The sequence below is a fragment of the Bacillus sp. SJZ110 genome, assembly GCF_006715455.1.
Taxonomy (GTDB): Bacteria; Bacillota; Bacilli; order Bacillales; family Bacillaceae; genus Bacillus; species Bacillus subtilis.
Window position 1 is genome coordinate 798180 of record NZ_VFNF01000001.1, and the last position, 18287, is coordinate 816466.

At 46.1% G+C, this 18287-nt stretch carries 19 protein-coding genes; 9 read left to right on the forward strand and 10 right to left on the reverse strand.

What is annotated here, in order from left to right; genetic code table 11:
• Window positions 1-110 precede the first annotated feature (110 nt).
• A complete protein-coding gene (gene ywaD, locus FB592_RS04020) occupies window positions 111-1478 on the forward strand; it encodes an aminopeptidase YwaD (protein ID WP_049140911.1) in 1368 nt (455 codons plus the stop codon).
• A gap of 29 nt (window positions 1479-1507) precedes the next feature.
• Here ywaD and ywaC read toward each other — a convergent pair whose 3' ends face one another.
• The 3 genes from ywaC to FB592_RS04040 form a co-directional block, all read right to left on the reverse strand.
• Entirely contained in the window at window positions 1508-2140 is a 633-nt protein-coding gene (gene ywaC, locus FB592_RS04025) for a GTP pyrophosphokinase YwaC (protein WP_003244564.1), read from the reverse strand.
• A 141-nt stretch (window positions 2141-2281) separates the two neighbouring features.
• Window positions 2282-3217, reverse strand: coding sequence for a 1,4-dihydroxy-2-naphthoate polyprenyltransferase (locus FB592_RS04030; RefSeq protein ID WP_009968370.1), 936 nt, complete (start codon window positions 3215-3217; stop codon window positions 2282-2284).
• A 162-nt stretch (window positions 3218-3379) separates the two neighbouring features.
• Window positions 3380-3514: a hypothetical protein gene (locus FB592_RS04040; RefSeq protein WP_021480955.1), complete on the reverse strand. Its 135-nt coding sequence runs from the start codon at window positions 3512-3514 to the stop codon at window positions 3380-3382.
• Window positions 3515-3663: 149 nt separating this feature from the next.
• On the opposite strand from FB592_RS04040, the gene FB592_RS04045 reads away from it, so the two are divergent.
• From FB592_RS04045 to FB592_RS04075, 7 genes are all read left to right on the forward strand, one after another.
• A complete protein-coding gene (locus tag FB592_RS04045) occupies window positions 3664-3813 on the forward strand; it encodes a teichoic acid D-Ala incorporation-associated protein DltX (protein ID WP_003227330.1) in 150 nt (49 codons plus the stop codon).
• Between the two features lie 17 nt (window positions 3814-3830).
• Complete coding sequence (gene dltA, locus FB592_RS04050; protein ID WP_141949291.1) at window positions 3831-5342, forward strand: D-alanine--poly(phosphoribitol) ligase subunit DltA; 1512 nt, start codon at window positions 3831-3833, stop codon at window positions 5340-5342.
• Window positions 5339-6526 (forward strand): D-alanyl-lipoteichoic acid biosynthesis protein DltB, encoded by a 1188-nt coding sequence (dltB, locus tag FB592_RS04055; protein WP_003227327.1) that lies wholly within the window; start codon window positions 5339-5341, stop codon window positions 6524-6526. Before dltA ends, dltB begins: the two co-directional genes overlap by 4 nt.
• A 16-nt stretch (window positions 6527-6542) precedes the next feature.
• Window positions 6543-6779, forward strand: a complete 237-nt coding sequence (gene dltC / locus FB592_RS04060; protein ID WP_003227325.1) for a D-alanine--poly(phosphoribitol) ligase subunit DltC — start codon at window positions 6543-6545, stop codon at window positions 6777-6779.
• A complete protein-coding gene (gene dltD / locus FB592_RS04065) occupies window positions 6779-7957 on the forward strand; it encodes a D-alanyl-lipoteichoic acid biosynthesis protein DltD (RefSeq protein ID WP_141949292.1) in 1179 nt (392 codons plus the stop codon). Before dltC ends, dltD begins: the two co-directional genes overlap by 1 nt.
• Before the next feature lie 90 nt (window positions 7958-8047).
• Window positions 8048-8806: an SDR family oxidoreductase gene (locus tag FB592_RS04070; RefSeq protein WP_003242574.1), complete on the forward strand. Its 759-nt coding sequence runs from the start codon at window positions 8048-8050 to the stop codon at window positions 8804-8806.
• 140 nt (window positions 8807-8946) lie between these two features.
• Window positions 8947-10038, forward strand: coding sequence for a branched-chain amino acid aminotransferase (locus FB592_RS04075; RefSeq protein WP_003244231.1), 1092 nt, complete (start codon window positions 8947-8949; stop codon window positions 10036-10038).
• A 33-nt stretch (window positions 10039-10071) separates the two neighbouring features.
• Here FB592_RS04075 and licH read toward each other — a convergent pair whose 3' ends face one another.
• The 7 genes from licH to FB592_RS04110 form a co-directional block, all read right to left on the reverse strand.
• Window positions 10072-11400 (reverse strand): 6-phospho-beta-glucosidase LicH, encoded by a 1329-nt coding sequence (licH, locus tag FB592_RS04080; protein ID WP_100505972.1) that lies wholly within the window; start codon window positions 11398-11400, stop codon window positions 10072-10074.
• Entirely contained in the window at window positions 11397-11729 is a 333-nt protein-coding gene (licA, locus tag FB592_RS04085; RefSeq protein ID WP_003227313.1) for a PTS lichenan transporter subunit IIA, read from the reverse strand. The genes licH and licA overlap by 4 nt, the downstream gene beginning before the upstream one ends.
• Before the next feature lie 18 nt (window positions 11730-11747).
• Window positions 11748-13106 (reverse strand): PTS lichenan transporter subunit IIC, encoded by a 1359-nt coding sequence (gene licC / locus FB592_RS04090; protein ID WP_003227311.1) that lies wholly within the window; start codon window positions 13104-13106, stop codon window positions 11748-11750.
• A gap of 15 nt (window positions 13107-13121) precedes the next feature.
• On the reverse strand, window positions 13122-13430 hold the full coding sequence (licB, locus tag FB592_RS04095; protein ID WP_003218755.1) for a PTS lichenan transporter subunit IIB: 309 nt from the start codon (window positions 13428-13430) through the stop codon (window positions 13122-13124).
• A 128-nt stretch (window positions 13431-13558) separates the two neighbouring features.
• Window positions 13559-15484, reverse strand: a complete 1926-nt coding sequence (gene licR / locus FB592_RS04100; protein ID WP_041850364.1) for a transcriptional regulator LicR — start codon at window positions 15482-15484, stop codon at window positions 13559-13561.
• A 162-nt stretch (window positions 15485-15646) separates the two neighbouring features.
• Window positions 15647-15805, reverse strand: a complete 159-nt coding sequence (locus tag FB592_RS04105; protein ID WP_009968374.1) for a hypothetical protein — start codon at window positions 15803-15805, stop codon at window positions 15647-15649.
• Between the two features lie 28 nt (window positions 15806-15833).
• On the reverse strand, window positions 15834-16424 hold the full coding sequence (locus FB592_RS04110) for a DNA-3-methyladenine glycosylase (RefSeq protein WP_003227303.1): 591 nt from the start codon (window positions 16422-16424) through the stop codon (window positions 15834-15836).
• Between the two features lie 128 nt (window positions 16425-16552).
• On the opposite strand from FB592_RS04110, the gene katX reads away from it, so the two are divergent.
• Window positions 16553-18196: a catalase KatX gene (gene katX / locus FB592_RS04115; protein WP_032725113.1), complete on the forward strand. Its 1644-nt coding sequence runs from the start codon at window positions 16553-16555 to the stop codon at window positions 18194-18196.
• Window positions 18197-18287 lie beyond the last annotated feature (91 nt).

Sequence of the window (18287 nt, forward strand, 5' to 3'; positions counted from 1 at the left end):
TTTGCAGGTATAAAGCACTGTCTTTTCAAAAACGCTCTCCATCTTGCAGGAAACTCCTTTAGCATCCCGAAATATTCCCCAACCATACATTTAGGGGAGGTTTATTTTTGATGAAAAAGCTTTTGACTGTCATGACGATGGCTGTTTTAACTGCCGGCACACTGCTCTTGCCGGCACAGAGTGTCACCCCTGCCGCGCACGCTTTACAAATATCCAATAGCGAGCGCGAGCTTCCATTCAAAGCAAAGCATGCGTACTCTACCATTTCTCAGCTAAGTGAAGCAATCGGCCCCAGAATAGCCGGAACTGCAGCTGAAAAAAAGAGTGCCCTATTGATCGCCTCATCCTTGAGAAAATTAAAGCTTGATGTGAAGGTTCAACGATTCAACATTCCTGACCGGCTTGAGGGTACACTGTCTTCAGCAGGACGCGATATTCTTCTCCAAGCGGCGTCGGGCTCAGCTCCGACTGAGGAACAAGGGCTGACGGCCCCGCTTTACAATGCGGGATTGGGCTATCAAAAGGACTTTACCGCTGACGCCAAGGGCAAAATCGCCTTGATTTCCAGAGGAGACCTGACTTATTACGAGAAAGCCAAAAATGCCGAAGCCGCCGGAGCGAAAGCTGTCATCATTTATAACAACAAAGAAAGCCTCGTGCCTATGACGCCAAACCTGTCGGGAAATAAAGTCGGCATTCCGGTCGTCGGCATTAAGAAAGAAGACGGCGAAGCACTTACCCAGCAAAAAGAAGCCACCTTAAAACTAAAAGCATTCACAAACCAAACCTCTCAGAACATCATCGGAATTAAAAAACCAAAGAACATCAAACATCCAGACATTGTGTACGTGACGGCCCATTACGACAGTGTTCCTTTTTCACCCGGAGCAAATGACAACGGCTCAGGAACCTCTGTTATGCTGGAGATGGCGCGTGTCTTAAAAAGCGTTCCATCTGATAAAGAAATCCGCTTTATCGCTTTCGGCGCCGAAGAGCTCGGCCTGCTCGGCTCCTCTCACTATGTAGATCATCTATCGGAAAAAGAGCTGAAACGAAGCGAAGTGAACTTCAACTTAGATATGGTAGGCACAAGCTGGGAAAAAGCGTCTGAGTTGTATGTCAACACATTGGACGGCCAATCTAACTATGTTTGGGAATCCAGCCATACGGCTGCTGAAAAAATTGGGTTTGACAGCCTGTCTCTGACACAGGGAGGATCATCTGATCATGTGCCATTCCACGAAGCCGGCATTGATTCCGCCAACTTTATTTGGGGAGACCCGGAAACAGAAGAAGTTGAGCCGTGGTATCATACCCCTGAAGACTCGATTGAACATATCAGCAAAGAACGCCTCCAGCAAGCAGGCGATCTTGTGACAGCCGCTGTCTATGAGGCTGTGAAAAAAGAGAAGAAACCGAAAACCATTAAGAAACAAATGAAGGCCAAAGCAACTGACATTTTTGAAGATATCAAATAAAAAAAGACGGCACTTGGGTGCCGTCTTTTTTAATCCACTTCTTTCTTAATCCCCAGCATTTTCTCATCTAGGTAATGGGCAATCTCCGCGGCTTCCTTCAGCTCATCTGTTAGTTGCTTAGGAACGTCATTGTTCAATTTATAGTAAATTTTATGTTCAAGGCTCGCCCAGAAATCCATCGCGATTGTCCGGATTTGAATTTCTGCTTTGACGTATTCCACACGGTTCGTTAAATTCACAGGCATCTCAATGATTAAATGCAGGCTTCTATAGCCATTCGGTTTGGGTGTCTGGATATAATCCTTTACCTTTACGATTCTCAAATCTTCATGCTGCTTCAACACATTCACGACATTATAAATGTCAGAAATAAAGGAACAGATGATGCGCACGCCGGCAATGTCGTGAATATGCTCCTTCATTTCCTTCGTCGTAATCTCACAGCCCTTTCTCATTAACTTATTCACGATGCTTTCAAAGCTTTTGACACGGGATTTTGTATGTTCAATCGGGTTGTGTCCGTGAATGAGGTTATATTCCTGGCTGATAATTGAGAACTTTGTATCGAGCGCATCTAGCGCAAATTTATAAACTAATAACTCATTTTTCCAATCTTCCATTACTGTTTTTAAATCGTCCATATGTGTTACAGATAAATCCATGTTCGTCATCTCCTTTAACGGAACTTTATCCGCTGTCCATGTACTAGACGTCCCTGTCTGCTGCAAGGTTCTATGAATTTTTTTACAAAATGCGGTCGATTGTAACAAAAAAAGACCGCATGAAACGAGCGGTCTTTTTTATTATCGGAAATAGCTGATCAATAATCCGATCGAGAGCAGGAATCCGAAAAATGTATTTGTTTGGGCTGTTGATTTCATTGCGACAATCATATTCATCGGCATTTCGTTCTGGACGAAGCCCTTCACTGCCTGAACCGGCTTAGGCACGCTCAAAAAGACGACAAACAGCCATGGGCTTGCGGCACCGGTAATAACCAAGCCGACAACCCAGATATAAGCGACGGCAAACGACGCAGCTAACAGAGTAACAGCTCCCTTATGCCCCATCAAAATCGCCAATGTTTTGCGTCCGCCTTTTTTGTCCTCTTCAATATCACGAATGTTGTTCGACAGGTTAATCGCGCCGACAAGAATCGCAATCGGGATGGAAATCAAAATGCTCTGCATATTGATCTTATCTGTCTGAATGAAAAACGAAATCAGCACAAACACCGAACCCATGCAAATGCCTGAGAATAATTCACCGAACGGCGTGTACGCAATCGGGAGCGGCCCGCCTGTATACAGGTAGCCGATCGCCATGCCGACAAGGCCGATCAGCGCAAGCCACCAGCTGCTGCTCGCACAAATATAGACACCGAGCAAAATGGCAATCCCGTATGAGGCCAGAGCTAATTGCAAAATCGTTTTAGGCTTCATTCCGTGGCGTACAATGGCCCCTCCGATTCCGACTGATTCTGCTGTATCTAATCCGCGTTTAAAATCATAGTATTCATTAAATAAGTTCGTCGCGATCTGGATCCATAGGCAAGAAAACAGCATAGCCAAAAACAGCAGCAGATCAACCTTCACATAAAACATCGCCAAAACGGTTCCGAGCAGCACAGGCACAAACGATGCGGTTAACGTATGAGGACGGGTTAACTGCCAAAGGATCTGCCCCATGCTTTCTTTTTGCGGCGCTGTCTGACCCTCACCCTTATTTGTTTGGTTCATCTTCCTCTTCCTTTCTATTAAAAGGCTTACTTTTTTTCAGCCGGCAGCTTAATAAAAAACTCCTTTTGCTTCCTTATCTATCATAATGACTTCTCCCTTATTTCACAAGATACCGCAAGAAGGCGTTTTCTTTCTTATTATACGCTTCTCGCCCTGATTTCATTAGGTTTCTGCTTTCACTTGAACGAACAGGTACAGAAAAATTTTTTTAAGTACATTACACTTTTTAAAAGTTAAAAAGATCTTTTGACTCCAGCTATCTTTTCCTTTATTATGAATCAGCTCGAAACATTCCATTCTTGCCCTTGCAGGTATAAAGATTCATTTTCAAAAACATACGCCGATATATTAATTTGAGGGAGATTAGGGAAAAAATGAAACTTTTTGAGCATCTGATCGTCAAATAATCATGTGATTGTCGAAAAAACGGGAAGGGAATTTTTGATATGCTGCAATTAATGAAACAGCTGTATGAAAAACCCGCTGTCAAGTGGACATGTCATACAGGCTTTTATTTGATGATACTGCTTGTTTTGTTTTTTATGTATGGTTTTCACACCGCGAATACCGGTTCATATATTTATAACGATTTCTAATTGGAGAGAGAATAACTATGAAACTTTTACATGCTATTCAAACACATGCGGAAACTTATCCGCAAACCGATGCCTTCCGCTCTCAAGGCCAGTCGCTCACGTATCAGGAATTATGGGAGCAGTCTGACCGCGCGGCTGCCGCGATCCAAAAACGCATTTCTGGGGAAAAGAAATCTCCTATCCTTGTGTACGGCCACATGGAGCCGCACATGATCGTTTCCTTCTTGGGAAGTGTCAAAGCGGGACATCCTTATATTCCGGTTGACCTTTCTATTCCGTCCGAACGGATTGCGAAAATTATCGAAAGCTCTGGAGCAGAATTGCTGATCCATGCAGCAGGACTCTCAATTGATGCAGTCGGCCAGCAGATTCAGACAGTTTCTGCGGCAGAACTGCTGGAAAACGAAGGCGGCTCTGTCAGCCAAGATCAATGGGTCAAAGAACACGAAACGTTTTATATCATTTACACTTCCGGAAGCACAGGAAATCCGAAAGGCGTGCAGATTTCCGCTACGAATCTTCAAAGCTTCACAGACTGGATTTGTGCAGACTTTCCAGTCAGCGGAGGAAAAATATTTTTAAACCAAGCGCCGTTCTCATTTGATTTGTCTGTCATGGACCTATATCCGTGCCTTCAATCAGGCGGGACATTACATTGCGTGACAAAGGATGCTGTGAACAAGCCGAAAGTCTTATTTGAAGAGCTGAAGAAGTCCGGGCTGAATGTGTGGACATCAACACCTTCCTTTGTGCAAATGTGCCTGATGGATCCGGGTTTTTCACAGGATCTGCTGCCTCATGCGGACACATTTATGTTTTGCGGAGAGGTTCTTCCGGTTTCTGTGGCAAAAGCGCTGCTTGAGCGTTTTCCGAAAGCAAAGATTTTTAATACGTACGGCCCGACTGAAGCGACAGTGGCTGTCACATCGGTTGAAATTACGGACGACGTCATCAGCCGCAGCGAATCGCTTCCAGTGGGCTTCGCCAAACCAGATATGAACATTTTCATTATGGATGAACAGGGACAGCCGCTTCCTGATGGAGAAAAAGGAGAAATCGTCATTGCAGGGCCGAGTGTAAGCCGAGGCTACCTTGGTGAGCCAGAGCTGACGGAAAAAGCGTTTTTCTCTCATGAAGGCCAGTGGGCATACCGAACTGGCGATGCCGGCTTTATTCAAGACGGTCAGATTTTCTGCCAAGGACGTTTGGATTTTCAGATTAAACTTCACGGCTATCGAATGGAGCTGGAGGAAATCGAGTTCCATGTCAGACAGTCACAGTACGTTCGCTCTGCTGTCGTGATTCCTTATCAGCCAAACGGAACAGTTGAGTACCTGATCGCTGCTATTGTGCCTGAGGAGCATGAGTTCCAGAAGGAATTCCAGCTGACAAGCGCTATTAAAAAAGAGCTTGCCGCTTCTCTTCCGGCATATATGATCCCGAGAAAATTTATCTATCAGGATCACATTCAAATGACGGCTAACGGCAAAATTGACCGAAAACGCATTGGCGAAGAGGTTCTTGTATGACGCCTTACAGCTCGTTTTTATTCTTTATACTGCTTGGCATTCTTCTTCTGCCGACGATCATTCTCGGCTTAAACGGAAAAAGATTTCAAGCATACAACATGTTCATATCTATCATTATATTGGCTTTAATTTTTTCGCACGACTTACACGGAGTCATCGCGCTGTGCCTGTTTACAATATGGCAGGTGCTCCTGATCAGCGGCTATCTGGCATACCGGCAGAAAGCGAACAGCGGCTTTGTCTTTTGCGGAGCTGTTATCGCGTCTATTCTGCCTTTATTTCTGTCAAAAATATGGCCGTTTCTGTCACACCCGCAGCCGCATCATCCGCCGCATAACCTGATCAGCTTTTTAGGGATTTCATATTTAACCTTTAAAGGCGTTCAGCTGATTATGGAAGCAAGAGACGGACTGCTGAAAGAACAGCTGCCATTGCACCGCCTGCTGTATTTCATCCTGTTTTTCCCGACGATTTCCTCCGGCCCGATCGACAGATACCGCCGGTTCGTCAAGGATGAACAGAAGGCTTGGACGAAAGAAGAATACGCCGACCTGCTGTATACGGGAATCCATAAAATCTTCATCGGTTTCCTGTATAAATTTATTATCGGCTACGCGATCAATACGTACTTCATCATGAATCTTCCCGCAATCACGCACAATAAGATTCTTGGGAACCTGCTGTACATGTACGGCTACAGCATGTATTTATTCTTTGATTTCGCCGGCTACACGATGTTTGCCGTCGGGGTCAGCTACATTATGGGCATTAAATCACCGGAAAACTTTAATAAACCGTTTATCAGTAAAAATATTAAAGATTTCTGGAATCGCTGGCATATGTCTCTGTCATTTTGGTTCAGAGATTATGTGTTTATGAGATTCGTATTTTGGATGACTAAGAAAAAGTGGATCAAAAACCGTATGGCCGTCTCAAACATCGGATATTTCCTGCTGTTTATGCTAATGGGGGTTTGGCACGGGCTTGCGCCGCAATATATCATTTACGGCCTCTATCACGCCGTTCTGATGACGTGTTACAACTTTTTCGAGAAGTGGAATAAGAAATATAAATGGCTGCCGTCCAACCGCTGGACAACCATTCTGGCGATTGTGATCACATTCCATTTCGTTTGCTTCGGGTTTTATATTTTCTCAGGAAAACCATTTCATCACCACCATTAAAGGAGATTAGAAAGCTATGGATTTTAAACAAGAGGTATTAGACGTTTTAGCAGAGGTTTGCCAGGATGACATCGTAAAGGAAAATCCTGATATTGAAATTTTTGAAGAAGGTTTGCTTGATTCTTTTGGAACAGTAGAATTGCTGCTTGCGATTGAAAACCGTTTTGATATTTTAGTGCCGATCACTGAATTTGACCGGGACGTTTGGAATACACCTAACAACATTGTAAATCAGCTGTCTGAGTTGAAATAATGAAAAAGCGTTTTTTCGGTCCAATTATTTTGGCGTTTATTCTATTCGCAGGCGCCATCGCAATTCCATCTTCATGGCTGACAGGCTTCATCACCGATAAGCGTGTGAAAGAGTCAGCAACAGCCTTGAATCCGAGTATGTTTCAAGGGCTATATTTACAAGATCAGATGCTCAAAGATCCGACATATCTTCCGATTTACGGGTCTTCTGAGCTTTCTCGGCTGGACGAGTTCCACCCATCTAATTATTTTCAGGTAAACAATGAGGGATTCACGCCATACCTTGTCGGCAAAGGCGGATCCCAGTCATTGATTCATTCTTTAAACTTCGCTGCCCATATGGATCAGCTGAAGGGCAAAAAAATCGTATTCATCGTGTCTCCGCAATGGTTTATTAAGCGCGGGTCTGATGAACAGCATTTCGCGCCGAACTATTCTGCGCTGCAAGGGCTTGATTTGGCATTTAACGATCAGATCGATCCTGAAATTAAAAAGAAAATGATGAAACGCATGCTGCGCTTTAAGGCTGTGCAAAACGATGCCATTCTTTCTGAGCTGTACAAAGCAATGGTAAACGGCCAGACGTGGAAAGTGAACGCGCTGAAGCCGGCGGCCAAAGTGTATTACAGCATGCTGGAAAAGAAAGATCTGTATTATTCAACGACAGAATCATCCGGGCCAAAGCGCTATATCTCGCAGTCAGTAAAGGATAAGTCATGGTCTGAATTGAATAAACTAGCGGATCAATCAGGCAAATGCCACTCCGGTTCTAACGATTTTCACATCGACAACCCTGTCTATAAAAAGCTGAAGCCGAAAGTGCCTAAGCTGAAAGGGAAAAACAAAGGAAGATCGTATGCGGTGTCACCGGAATATGGCGACTTTGAAATGATGCTCGATATCCTGAAGGATGCGGGCGCAGAGCCTATGTTTGTCACCATTCCTGTTAACGGGAAATGGTACGATTACACGGGCTTCCCGAAAAAAGGACGCACTGACTATTACAAAAAGGTAAATAAACAAATCAGAGCGAAGGGCTTCCAGGTTGCTGATTTCTCAGGGCATGAATATGACCCGTATTTCATGAAAGACACCATTCACATCGGCTGGAAAGGCTGGGTGTATGTCGATAAAGCAATTGACGAATTTTATAAAACCGGAAAAGTCACTTCATCCTGAGCATCTCATAGGACGCGGCTGCATATTTCCTGCTAAGATTTGAAATAGTAAAGGAATCACAGCCAACTTAATTAAGAGGTGTTACATCCAATGAAGATGACAAATAATACGGTTTTAATCACAGGGGGTTCTGCTGGCATCGGGCTTGAACTGGCCAAGCGCCTGCTGGAACTCGGCAATGAAGTTATCATTTGCGGACGCAGCGAAGCACGTCTTGCAGAAGCGAAGCAGCAGCTCCCAAACATCCATACAAAGCAATGTGATGTTGCAGACCGTTCGCAGCGGGAAGCATTGTATGAATGGGCTTTAAAGGAATATCCGAACTTGAATGTTCTCGTCAACAACGCCGGCATTCAAAAGGAAATTGACTTTAAAAAAGGGACAGAGGAGCTTTTTGTGGACGGTGATGAAATTGAACTTAATTTCCAAGCGCCTGTCCATTTATCCGCCCTTTTCACACCTCATTTGATGAAGCAGCCCGAGGCGGCAATCGTTCAGGTCACATCCGGGCTTGCGTTTAACCCGTTAGCTGTTTATCCGGTGTACTGCGCAACAAAAGCGGCACTTCACTCGTTCTCGCTTACGCTCAGACACCAGCTCCGCGACACGAGCGTGGAAGTGATTGAAATGGCACCGCCTATGGTGGACACGGGCTTAAACCAAAAATCACGCGATAAACAAGGCCTGACGTACCGGGGCATTTCATCTGAAGAATATGTTCAATATTTCTTGGACGGCTTGAAGGAAGGCAAACAGGAGATTACAAATGAACGTGTTGAAGGTCTTCGGGATGCCACTCGCGCCGATTATGACAGGTTATTCGAGCAAATGAACACGCAGGAGAATTAATTTCTCCTGCTTTTTTCATATGAATTTCTTACAAATTTGAGCAAACCTATTGCGATTATTTGTTGAAGGTATACAATAGAATATAATTATTTTCAAATAAGTTTGATAATATAAACAATTTAACAGCAGGGAGATTGACCATGACTAAACAAACAATTCGCGTTGAATTGACATCAACAAAAAAACCGAAACCAGACCCAAATCAGCTTTCGTTCGGAAGAGTGTTTACAGACCACATGTTTGTAATGGACTATGCCGCAGATAAAGGTTGGTACGATCCAAGAATCATTCCTTATCAGCCCTTATCAATGGATCCGGCCGCAATGGTCTATCACTACGGCCAAACCGTGTTTGAAGGGTTAAAGGCTTACGTGTCAGAGGATGACCATGTTCTGCTTTTCAGACCGGAAAAAAATATGGAACGCCTGAATCAATCAAACGACCGCCTCTGCATCCCGCAAATTGATGAAGAACAGGTTCTTGAAGGCTTAAAGCAGCTTGTCGCAATTGATAAAGACTGGATTCCAAATGCGGAGGGCACGTCCCTATACATCCGTCCGTTCATCATCGCAACCGAGCCTTTCCTTGGTGTTGCGGCATCTCATACGTATAAGCTCTTGATCATTCTTTCTCCGGTCGGCTCTTATTACAAAGAAGGCATTAAGCCGGTCAAAATCGCTGTTGAAAGTGAATTTGTCCGTGCGGTAAAAGGCGGAACAGGAAATGCCAAAACCGCAGGGAACTACGCTTCAAGCTTAAAAGCGCAGCAGGTCGCCGAAGAGAAAGGATTTTCCCAAGTGCTTTGGCTGGACGGCATTGAGAAGAAATACATCGAAGAAGTTGGAAGCATGAACATCTTCTTCAAAATCAACGGTGAAATCGTAACGCCGATGCTGAACGGAAGCATCCTGGAAGGCATTACGCGCAATTCAGTCATCGCCTTGCTTAAGCATTGGGGCCTTCAAGTTTCAGAACGGAAAATTGCGATCGATGAGGTCATCCAAGCCCATAAAGACGGCATCCTGGAAGAAGCCTTCGGAACTGGTACAGCAGCTGTTATTTCCCCAGTCGGCGAGCTGATCTGGCAGGATGAAACACTTTCGATCAACAACGGTGAAACAGGAGAAATCGCAAAAAAACTATATGACACGATTACAGGCATTCAAAAAGGCGCTGTCGCAGACGAATTCGGATGGACGACCGAAGTCGCAGCGCTGACTGAAAGCAAGTAAGAAAAAAGCCGGCCCAGTACAGGCCGGCTTTTTTTACGCTTCAATTTTGTTGAAAAACTGCGGCAGATACGCTTTGTGCGCCTCCAGCATTTCGTCTAAAATCTGTTTGGCCACAGTATCGGACGGGACAAGCGGGTTAATCGTCATGGCAAGGAGTGCAGTTTGGTAGTCACCTGTAACTGCCGCTTCTGCCGCGACACGTTCAAAGGATTTGATTTGCTGGACGAGGCCGCGGACAGACACCGGCAAGTCGCCGACAGCAATTGGCTTAGGGCCGGTTTTCGTCATCACACAGTTCACTTCAACTGCGGAATCGTCTGGAATGCTCGCTATTGCACCATTATTGATTGTGTTCACCGGCTGAATGTCATGTTTATCATTATAAATGGAGCTGATTAAGTTACATGCTGCATCACTGTAGTAAGCCCCGCCCCGTTTTTCCAGCTGCGGCGGTTTGATCGCAAGGTTCGGATCTTTATAAAGCTCGAACAGCTCTTTTTCGACCTTCTGTACGACTTCAGCGCGGGTGCCCTCCGTTTGTGATGCTTCCAGTTCGTGCTCCAGCATCTCTTTTGTTTTGAAATAGTAACGGTGATAGCCGCAAGGGATCACATTGAGCGCTTTTAAGAAATCTGGTTCCCATTCGGCGCCTGAGATATTTTTCATCGTCATCGCGTTTTTCGGGTCACCCATCGCCTCGATGACTTGCTCTTTCACACTTACGCCGTCCAAGAAAACATCCAGCCCGAATACCATATGGTTCAGTCCGGCAAATTGGACTTCTACGCGGTCCACATCTACCTCAAGCGCTTTGGCTACGCCCATTTTGATGCCGATTGGAACATTGCAAAGACCGACGACTTTCTTCAGGTTGGAGTAGCGAAGCAAGGCTTCTGTTACCATGCCGGCAGGGTTTGTGAAGTTAACAAGCCAAGCGTTCGGGCAAAGCTCTTCTATGTCCTTTGCGATCTCAAGGATGACCGGAATTGTGCGCAATCCTTTAAACAGGCCTCCCGGGCCGTTTGTTTCCTGGCCTATTACACCGTATTTTAGCGGAATGCGCTCATCCTTTGCTCTTGCCTGCAAAAGTCCGACGCGGAATTGGGTGGTAACAAAGTCTGCGTCTTTCAGCGCTTTTCTCCGGTCGAGCGTAAGATGAATGTCAATCGGGACGCCAGCTTTTTCAACCATCCGTTTGGCGAGTGTGCCGACAATATTCAGCTTTTCTTCGCCCTCAGGGATATCGACGAGCCATAATTCGCGCACAGGCAGCTCATCATACCGTTTAATGAACCCCTCCACTAGCTCGGGCGTATAGCTTGAACCTCCGCCAATCGTTACAATCTTCAATCCTTTTGTCATATGCTTGCTCCCCTTTGCTCGGTGATTTTTTCATATAACTCAATGATCTCTGCAGCCATATCCTTCACTGTCATTGCATTCATTAAATGATCCTGTGCATGAACCATCAGAAGCGTCATTTCCGTCTTTTCTCCGCCCGCTTCATTTTGGATCAGCTCTGTCTGATAATGATGGGCTTTTGACAATTCTTCAGCAGCGTCTTGAAGCTTTTTCCGCGCTTCTTCTGCGTCACCGCTTTTCGCAGCGGCAATGGCCTCCATTGCGGAGCTCCTACCGTTTCCTCCGTGAAGGATGATTTGAAAAATGATTTGTTCCATTTCCTCATTCACGCGATTCACTTCCTTTCTCTACAGAGCCGCTTCTTTGTCATCTGATGCTGCAGGCGTTTGAACCAGCTCCAGATCGTTTTCTTCTTTCAGCTTCTGCTTATCCCACATTCTGAAGAACGGGTAGTAGACAACAAAGGATACGACAATATTAATGGCTTGCATGACCGCGCCTGAGACTTTTCCTCCTGTCGCCAAGTAGCCTGAAAAGATCGGCGGCATGGTCCACGGCACTGCGATACCCGCCGGTTTTGCGACAAGGCCGGTGCTCATTCCGATGTACGTAAGTGTCACTGTGACAAGCGGTGTGATGATAAACGGAAGTAAGAGCATTGGGTTCATGACGATCGGCATTCCGAATATAATCGGTTCGTTAATATTGAAGATGGCCGGGCCGACCGCAAGCTTCCCGAGCTGCTTCATTTGTTTGCTTCGGGCGCGCAGAAACATCGTGACAACCAGTGCCAATGTGGCGCCGCTTCCGCCGATATTGACCCAGATATCGAAAAATTGCTGGGTGAAAATCTTAGGAAGCTCCTCACCGGCTTGGAATGCGATCCGGTTGGCATCCATTGCGCCGTACCAAATTGGTGCCATGACGCCTCCGACAATGTTTGCACCGTGAAGGCCGCAGGCCCATAAAAGCATTTTGACGGCTTCGGCGACAAGGCTTCCTCCAAGGCTTCCTCCCAGAATGGAAAGCGGAGTCCCTAATAAAACGCTTACAATATTATGAAGGCTTTCAAACGGTGTCGCTTCAACAATCAGCCGGGCTGCCCAAATCAGGAAGATGACGGCAAAGCCGGGGATTAACGCGACAAATGACTTGCTTACCGCCGGCGGGACACCGTCCGGCATTTTGAAGACTAAATTGCGCTGGATAATAAGGCGGTAAATCTCTGTGGACACCATTGCGATAATCATGGCGACAAATAAGCCTTTGCTTCCCATGAGCGAAAGCGGAATCCCGCCGCCAACCATGATTTCTTTCGTCGCGCCATCCGGCATAAACGGCACTTGATAAGGTGTTGCTAATAAAAATGCCGCAAGGGAAATGGCTCCGGCCGACAAGGCATCAACACCGTATTTCTCGGCGAGCCGGTAGGCGATGCCGAACGCGGCGACAAGACCCATAATTTCAAAGGTCGCGTCGACTGGGTAGGCCAGTTTTTCAGACCAGGAGCTGCCAAACGTTTTTGCCATAAACTCAGCGTATCCCGGGATCGGGAGGTTGCCAATGATGAGGAAAAAGGAACCGATGATAATCAGGGGCATCGTGAGGATGATACCATCACGCAGCGCCTGCAAATGACGCTGTCCCGCAATTCTTCCCGCTATAGGCATGACCTTTTCTTCTAAGATCTGATTGACTTTATTCACATAGCCCGCCCCTCTCTATGACACATGTCCAAGCTGTTCAGCTGATTTCAGCACTTCCGCCCCGTTGCACGTGCCATAATGGACGGTATTAATGACGTCTACCGGAACCCCCTTTGACTCTCCTAATTTTTTGAGCTGCGGAAGCATGTAACGGACTTGCGGACCGAGAAGCAATACATCCGCTTTATCGATATGATTTTGTACAGAATCGCCTGAAACTGCCCAAATGGTATAGTCTTTTCCCTGTTCCTGCGCACTTTTTTCCATCTTGCTCACCAGTAAGCTAGTAGACATGCCTGCTGCACAAACGAGTAATATATTCATGTAAAAGACCCCCTAGAGTTTGATCAATTTTGTAATGTCCTGCTGTTGCTATCATCATATTATGAAATCGCTTTCATAAACACTCAGGGTTTTTCCGCATGCAACGGAAAAAAGGTATATACAGGCTGTCAGCTCAGCATTTTTTGGTCAAACACATCCGAAAGCTCTTGATATGAACGACATTTGATCAGCTGGTTCACCGCCGCCGGGTCATCCAAAATGCTGCCAAGCAGTTTATACATGCTTTGCAAATCCGCTTTGTTCTCCTTTTCGACACAAAGCAGACAGACAAATTGAACTCGCTGACTCTCCCAATCGATCGGTTTTTTGAGCGTACAAACGGCCCAAAACGTTGTTTTCGTCTGCGGAACAAGCGGGTGCGGGATGGCAACAAGATTGCCAAAACACGTTGGCGACATGTCTTCTCTTTCAAAAATGGAATCTATGATTTCTTCATCGGCAAAGCCGCATTCGACCGCTTTCTGCCCTAAAAATTGAATCACTTCTTCTTTTGAGCGCAGATCCTCCTGAAAAAAAACGAGTTCTTTTTTTAGGTAGCGATTGGCTTTTTCCTTTTCATCACTCAGAATAGATTCTATTTTTGTAAAGTCAGTTCCGCCTAAGATGGTGTTAACCTTCAGTACTGGTACAGGGAGCTCTTTTTTAATCGGAATGGTGCTGATGACAAAATCAATTGATTCGTAGGACATTTGATCAAGACTATAATACTCAGCCGTTCCAAGAATATCGAGCCGCTTGCCGAAATGGGAACGGAGTTTTTCGCGCAGAAGCTGGGCACTCCCGGCACCCGATGCGCATACAATGATACAGCGTTTCGGCGGGCTTTCTGTTTTTTTTCGTTCAATCGCGGCGCCAAAGTGGAGAGCCAAATATCCAATTTCGTTTTCATGAATCTCAATACCCGTTTGTTCCTTTATCACGATTCCGGCAATGATCCCGGCTTCAAAAGCGAGTGGATAATGTTCCTTGATCGCTGCCAGCATCGGATTTCGAAGATTCATGCCGTATCGATTGCGGCTGATCGCCGGCTTCATATGCAGGGCCAAGCCGATTTTCAGCTCTTTGTCATGCAGGATGCCAAGCTTCAGTTCACGATCAACAGCTTTGATCATGGCAAGTGTCAGCTGATCGGTTTCCTCTTCTATTGAAAATGTGTCCTCTCCGCATTGTGATTGTGTCATTCGTTTTGTGCCAAGGAGATGCATGGTGATGTAGGCCGTCTCGTCTTTCGGAAACGTAACGGCAAGCGCTGATTCCAGCTCTTTTACGATGGCTTCTGCAGCCTGGTACTCCTTTTGATGCAGGATATGATCCATATCTTTCGGGAAAAGAGATACATAGTTTTCCGTTCTGATCCGTTTACAGGCGATAGCGATATGGATAATGAGGTTATTCAGTCCCATGTTGGACAGAGGGATGCGGTCGTTTTTCATTTTTTTCAAGATGGCGGAACGGATGATCTCAATTTCTTCTTTTGGCAAAATATCAGCCTTTTCATTTAAAACATCTATCTCCGTTTCTCTTTCATCGACAATGTACTCCGCCATGCAGTACCTCATCTGCACCTCGTCCCCGCGCAGCTTGAAGCCGTAATTCGGACGTGTTTCCATGACGATGCGGTAAGGCAGCAGACGTTTCTTTACTTCCTTTAAATCCGTTTGGAGTGTAGATTTTGAGATAAATAGTTCTTCAGCAAGTTCATCGAGCTTGAGATAATGGTCCGCCAGCAGCAGACGTTTCATAAGATAGGCCATTCTCTCCTCCGGCAATACCGGCAGGCCCTTTTTTTGCTGAAATTCATCTTGCAGCAGTGTTCTGAATACTTGCTCGTCATCAATGCGGAGCTTGTAGCCGGAGCCTCTTACAGATTGTACAAAGGCACCGTGACCGCTTAGCACACCTTGAAGTTCCTTTATATCATTGCGGACTGTCCGCGTCGTTACGTTTAATTGCGCGGCAAAAAACGAACTTGTCACCGGGGCTTCAGCCGCCATCAGCAAGCGCAGAATATCACGTAGTCGCCCATGAAGCATGAGAAAAACCTCCTAACTAGTAGATGCAGGGATTCAGTGAATAGGCAGAAAGGATGATGAAGGGATGCGAAATGTATATAAATTCTATAATGGAGAGAATGGCAAGTCAATGAACATCCGGAGGACTAGAGGGAAAACTGACCTATAAAAAAACAGCCGGGATCAGCCGGCTGTTCTAGATGCGGACATATTCTTTTGTTTAGACGCCTTGCGGTCCTTCATGATTTTTCGAACAATCGGGTAAATGACCGGCGCCCATTTGATAACGGTTTTGATCATCTTTTTCAAAGCTCCGATTCTCCCTTCTTTTTTCTCAACCATTCCCCTGATTGCCTCTTCCTTAAACATGCTAACGCGACACGTACCTGTTTCCCGTCACCCAGAAACGCCATGGATAATCGCGTGCCTCCCCGCTGTTGTCAATGCCGATGCGCGGGCCGGTTGAAATTGCTTCCGGTGTGTACCCGCTTTCGATGTAAAGCGGCTGTTCCGTAATCCAGCGTCCGTAGTCATTCATCGTAACGCCAAGCGCTTTCGTCAGCTTTCCTGGTCCGTTTGTCCATTCCCTCGGACTCCTGCCCGGCCTTCTCTCCTCCATTAACAGCTGGCCTTCATGCGGCTCAATCGCCCTGATTAATACCGCTTGCGGGACATCCTCTTCCGCGGCAACGACATTCAGCAATGTATGGGTGTGCATCACGTATGTATATACCCGCCCAGCTTCTGCAAACATGATCTCAGTCCGCTTCGTCCGGCGGTTGTTAAAGCTGTGTGCCGCTCTGTCTCCAGCACCCATATAGGCCTCTGTTTCCACAATATAGCCTGACGCTGTGCCTTCGTCTGTTTCTTTTACAAGAAGGCAGCCCAGAAGCGATGGGGCAAGCTCAAGAGCGGTTTTTTGATAAAACGTGATGGGCAGCGGATTTTTTTCTCTCGTCACGAATCGACCTCTCCTTTTACCGATTTTTGTACATTGTACCATTCCCGAAGCAGATCAAAAAAAACGGCTGTTTTAAAATCTTTCCATTCAGGGAATATTGTTACCGTTCAAAAAAGGAGGGCCAACCATTGAAAGATGATCATCAAAACAAGCAGCACCAATCAAATGCCCAAGGGAGCGAGGAAGCGCTTTCCCACAAGACATCCGGGAAAAACGAGTCAGAGGATACCTTAACGAATAGGCAGGGGCATCCTGTTACTGACAACCAGAATGTGAGAACCGTCGGGAATAGAGGGCCTACAACACTTGAGAACTATGATTTTCTCGAAAAGATCAGCCACTTCGACCGGGAACGCATCCCTGAGCGGGTTGTTCATGCCAGGGGAGCAGGTGCACACGGGTATTTTGAAGCATACGGAAGCTTCGGAGACGAACCGATTTCAAAATACACACGGGCCAAGCTCTTTCAGGAAAAAGGCAAGAAAACACCGGCATTTGTCCGTTTTTCAACTGTGAATCATGGAAAACACTCGCCTGAAACATTGAGAGACCCGCGCGGTTTTGCTGTAAAGCTATATACAGAAGACGGAAACTGGGATTTGGTCGGGAACAACCTAAAAATCTTTTTTATCCGCGACCCGCTGAAATTTCCGGATCTTGTACATGCATTTCAGCCTGATCCAGTGACCAACATCCAGGATGGTGAACGTATTTTCGATTTCATTTCTCAATCTCCTGAAGCGACACACATGATCACCTTCTTGTTTTCGCCTTGGGGCATTCCGGCCAACTACCGGCAAATGCAGGGTTCAGGCGTACATGCCTATAAATGGGTGAATGAGGAGGGCAAGGCCGTTCTCGTGAAATACCATTTTGAACCGAAGCAGGGCATCCGCAACCTGACACAGAAGGAAGCAGAAGAGATTCAAGGGAAAAACTTTAACCATGCCACACAGGATCTATATGACGCGATTGAAAATGGCGATTATCCAGAGTGGGAAGTATATGCTCAAATCATGAGCGATGATGAGCATCCTGAACTGGACTTTGATCCTCTTGATCCAACAAAACTGTGGTATAAAGACGATTTCCCATGGAAACCGATCGGTAAATTGGTTCTGAACAAAAATCCGGAAAACTACCATGCGGAAGTGGAGCAAGCTTCATTTGGAACGGGAGTGCTTGTCGACGGGCTTGATTTTTCAGACGACAAATTGCTCCAGGGGCGTACGTTTGCCTACTCTGATACGCAGCGCTACCGTGTAGGCGCAAATTACCTGCAGCTTCCGATCAACTCGCCGAAAAAGCATGTCGCCACCAACCAGGAAGGCGGGCAGATGCAATATCGGGTCGATAGAGCAGAAGGACAAAACCCGCACGTCAACTACGAGCCATCCATTATGGGTGGGCTGAAGGAAGCGAAGCAGGACGGAAAAGACCATACGCCGCATGTCGAAGGTGATGTAAAGCGTGAAGCGATTGACAGAACAAACAACTTCGGACAGGCTGGAGAAACGTACCGGAGATTTACTGAATTTGAGCGGAACGAATTGATTACGAATTTGGTGAATACGCTTTCTACGTGCCGAAAAGAAATTCAGGATCAAATGATTGAGAATTTCACAAAAGCTGATCCTGACTACGGAAAACGCGTAGCAGAAGGGCTAAAAAAGGTTTCCGAAAACAACAGCAACGGGCCGATCGGCACAACTGAAACGGAACAGGCTGCAAAGCAGGCTGAACAGGAGAGTCATCCGTCTGATCCGTATTAACAACAGCGAACAGGGCTTTTTTAGAAGCCCTGTTTTTTTATTTTTCTATTGAAACGCTTTCAATAATTGTGTTGTACTTGGAAGGAAAGGG

Bases quoted from the DNA above. Each gene is read 5' to 3' on its own strand.
- dltD (WP_141949292.1), top strand. From the start codon at position 6,779: ATGAAAAAGCGTTTTTTCGGTCCAATTATTTTGGCGTTTATTCTATTC.
- dltA (WP_141949291.1), top strand. From the start codon at position 3,831: ATGAAACTTTTACATGCTATTCAAACACATGCGGAAACTTATCCGCAA.
- FB592_RS04030 (WP_009968370.1), bottom strand. From the start codon at position 3,217: ATGAACCAAACAAATAAGGGTGAGGGTCAGACAGCGCCGCAAAAAGAA.
- FB592_RS04045 (WP_003227330.1), top strand. From the start codon at position 3,664: ATGCTGCAATTAATGAAACAGCTGTATGAAAAACCCGCTGTCAAGTGG.
- FB592_RS04075 (WP_003244231.1), top strand. From the start codon at position 8,947: ATGACTAAACAAACAATTCGCGTTGAATTGACATCAACAAAAAAACCG.
- ywaC (WP_003244564.1), bottom strand. From the start codon at position 2,140: ATGGATTTATCTGTAACACATATGGACGATTTAAAAACAGTAATGGAA.
- licB (WP_003218755.1), bottom strand. From the start codon at position 13,430: ATGAATATATTACTCGTTTGTGCAGCAGGCATGTCTACTAGCTTACTG.
- FB592_RS04070 (WP_003242574.1), top strand. From the start codon at position 8,048: ATGAAGATGACAAATAATACGGTTTTAATCACAGGGGGTTCTGCTGGC.
- licR (WP_041850364.1), bottom strand. From the start codon at position 15,484: ATGCTTCATGGGCGACTACGTGATATTCTGCGCTTGCTGATGGCGGCT.
- FB592_RS04040 (WP_021480955.1), bottom strand. From the start codon at position 3,514: ATGGAATGTTTCGAGCTGATTCATAATAAAGGAAAAGATAGCTGGAGT.
- FB592_RS04105 (WP_009968374.1), bottom strand. From the start codon at position 15,805: ATGGTTGAGAAAAAAGAAGGGAGAATCGGAGCTTTGAAAAAGATGATC.
- dltB (WP_003227327.1), top strand. From the start codon at position 5,339: ATGACGCCTTACAGCTCGTTTTTATTCTTTATACTGCTTGGCATTCTT.
- ywaD (WP_049140911.1), top strand. From the start codon at position 111: ATGAAAAAGCTTTTGACTGTCATGACGATGGCTGTTTTAACTGCCGGC.
- dltC (WP_003227325.1), top strand. From the start codon at position 6,543: ATGGATTTTAAACAAGAGGTATTAGACGTTTTAGCAGAGGTTTGCCAG.
- licH (WP_100505972.1), bottom strand. From the start codon at position 11,400: ATGACAAAAGGATTGAAGATTGTAACGATTGGCGGAGGTTCAAGCTAT.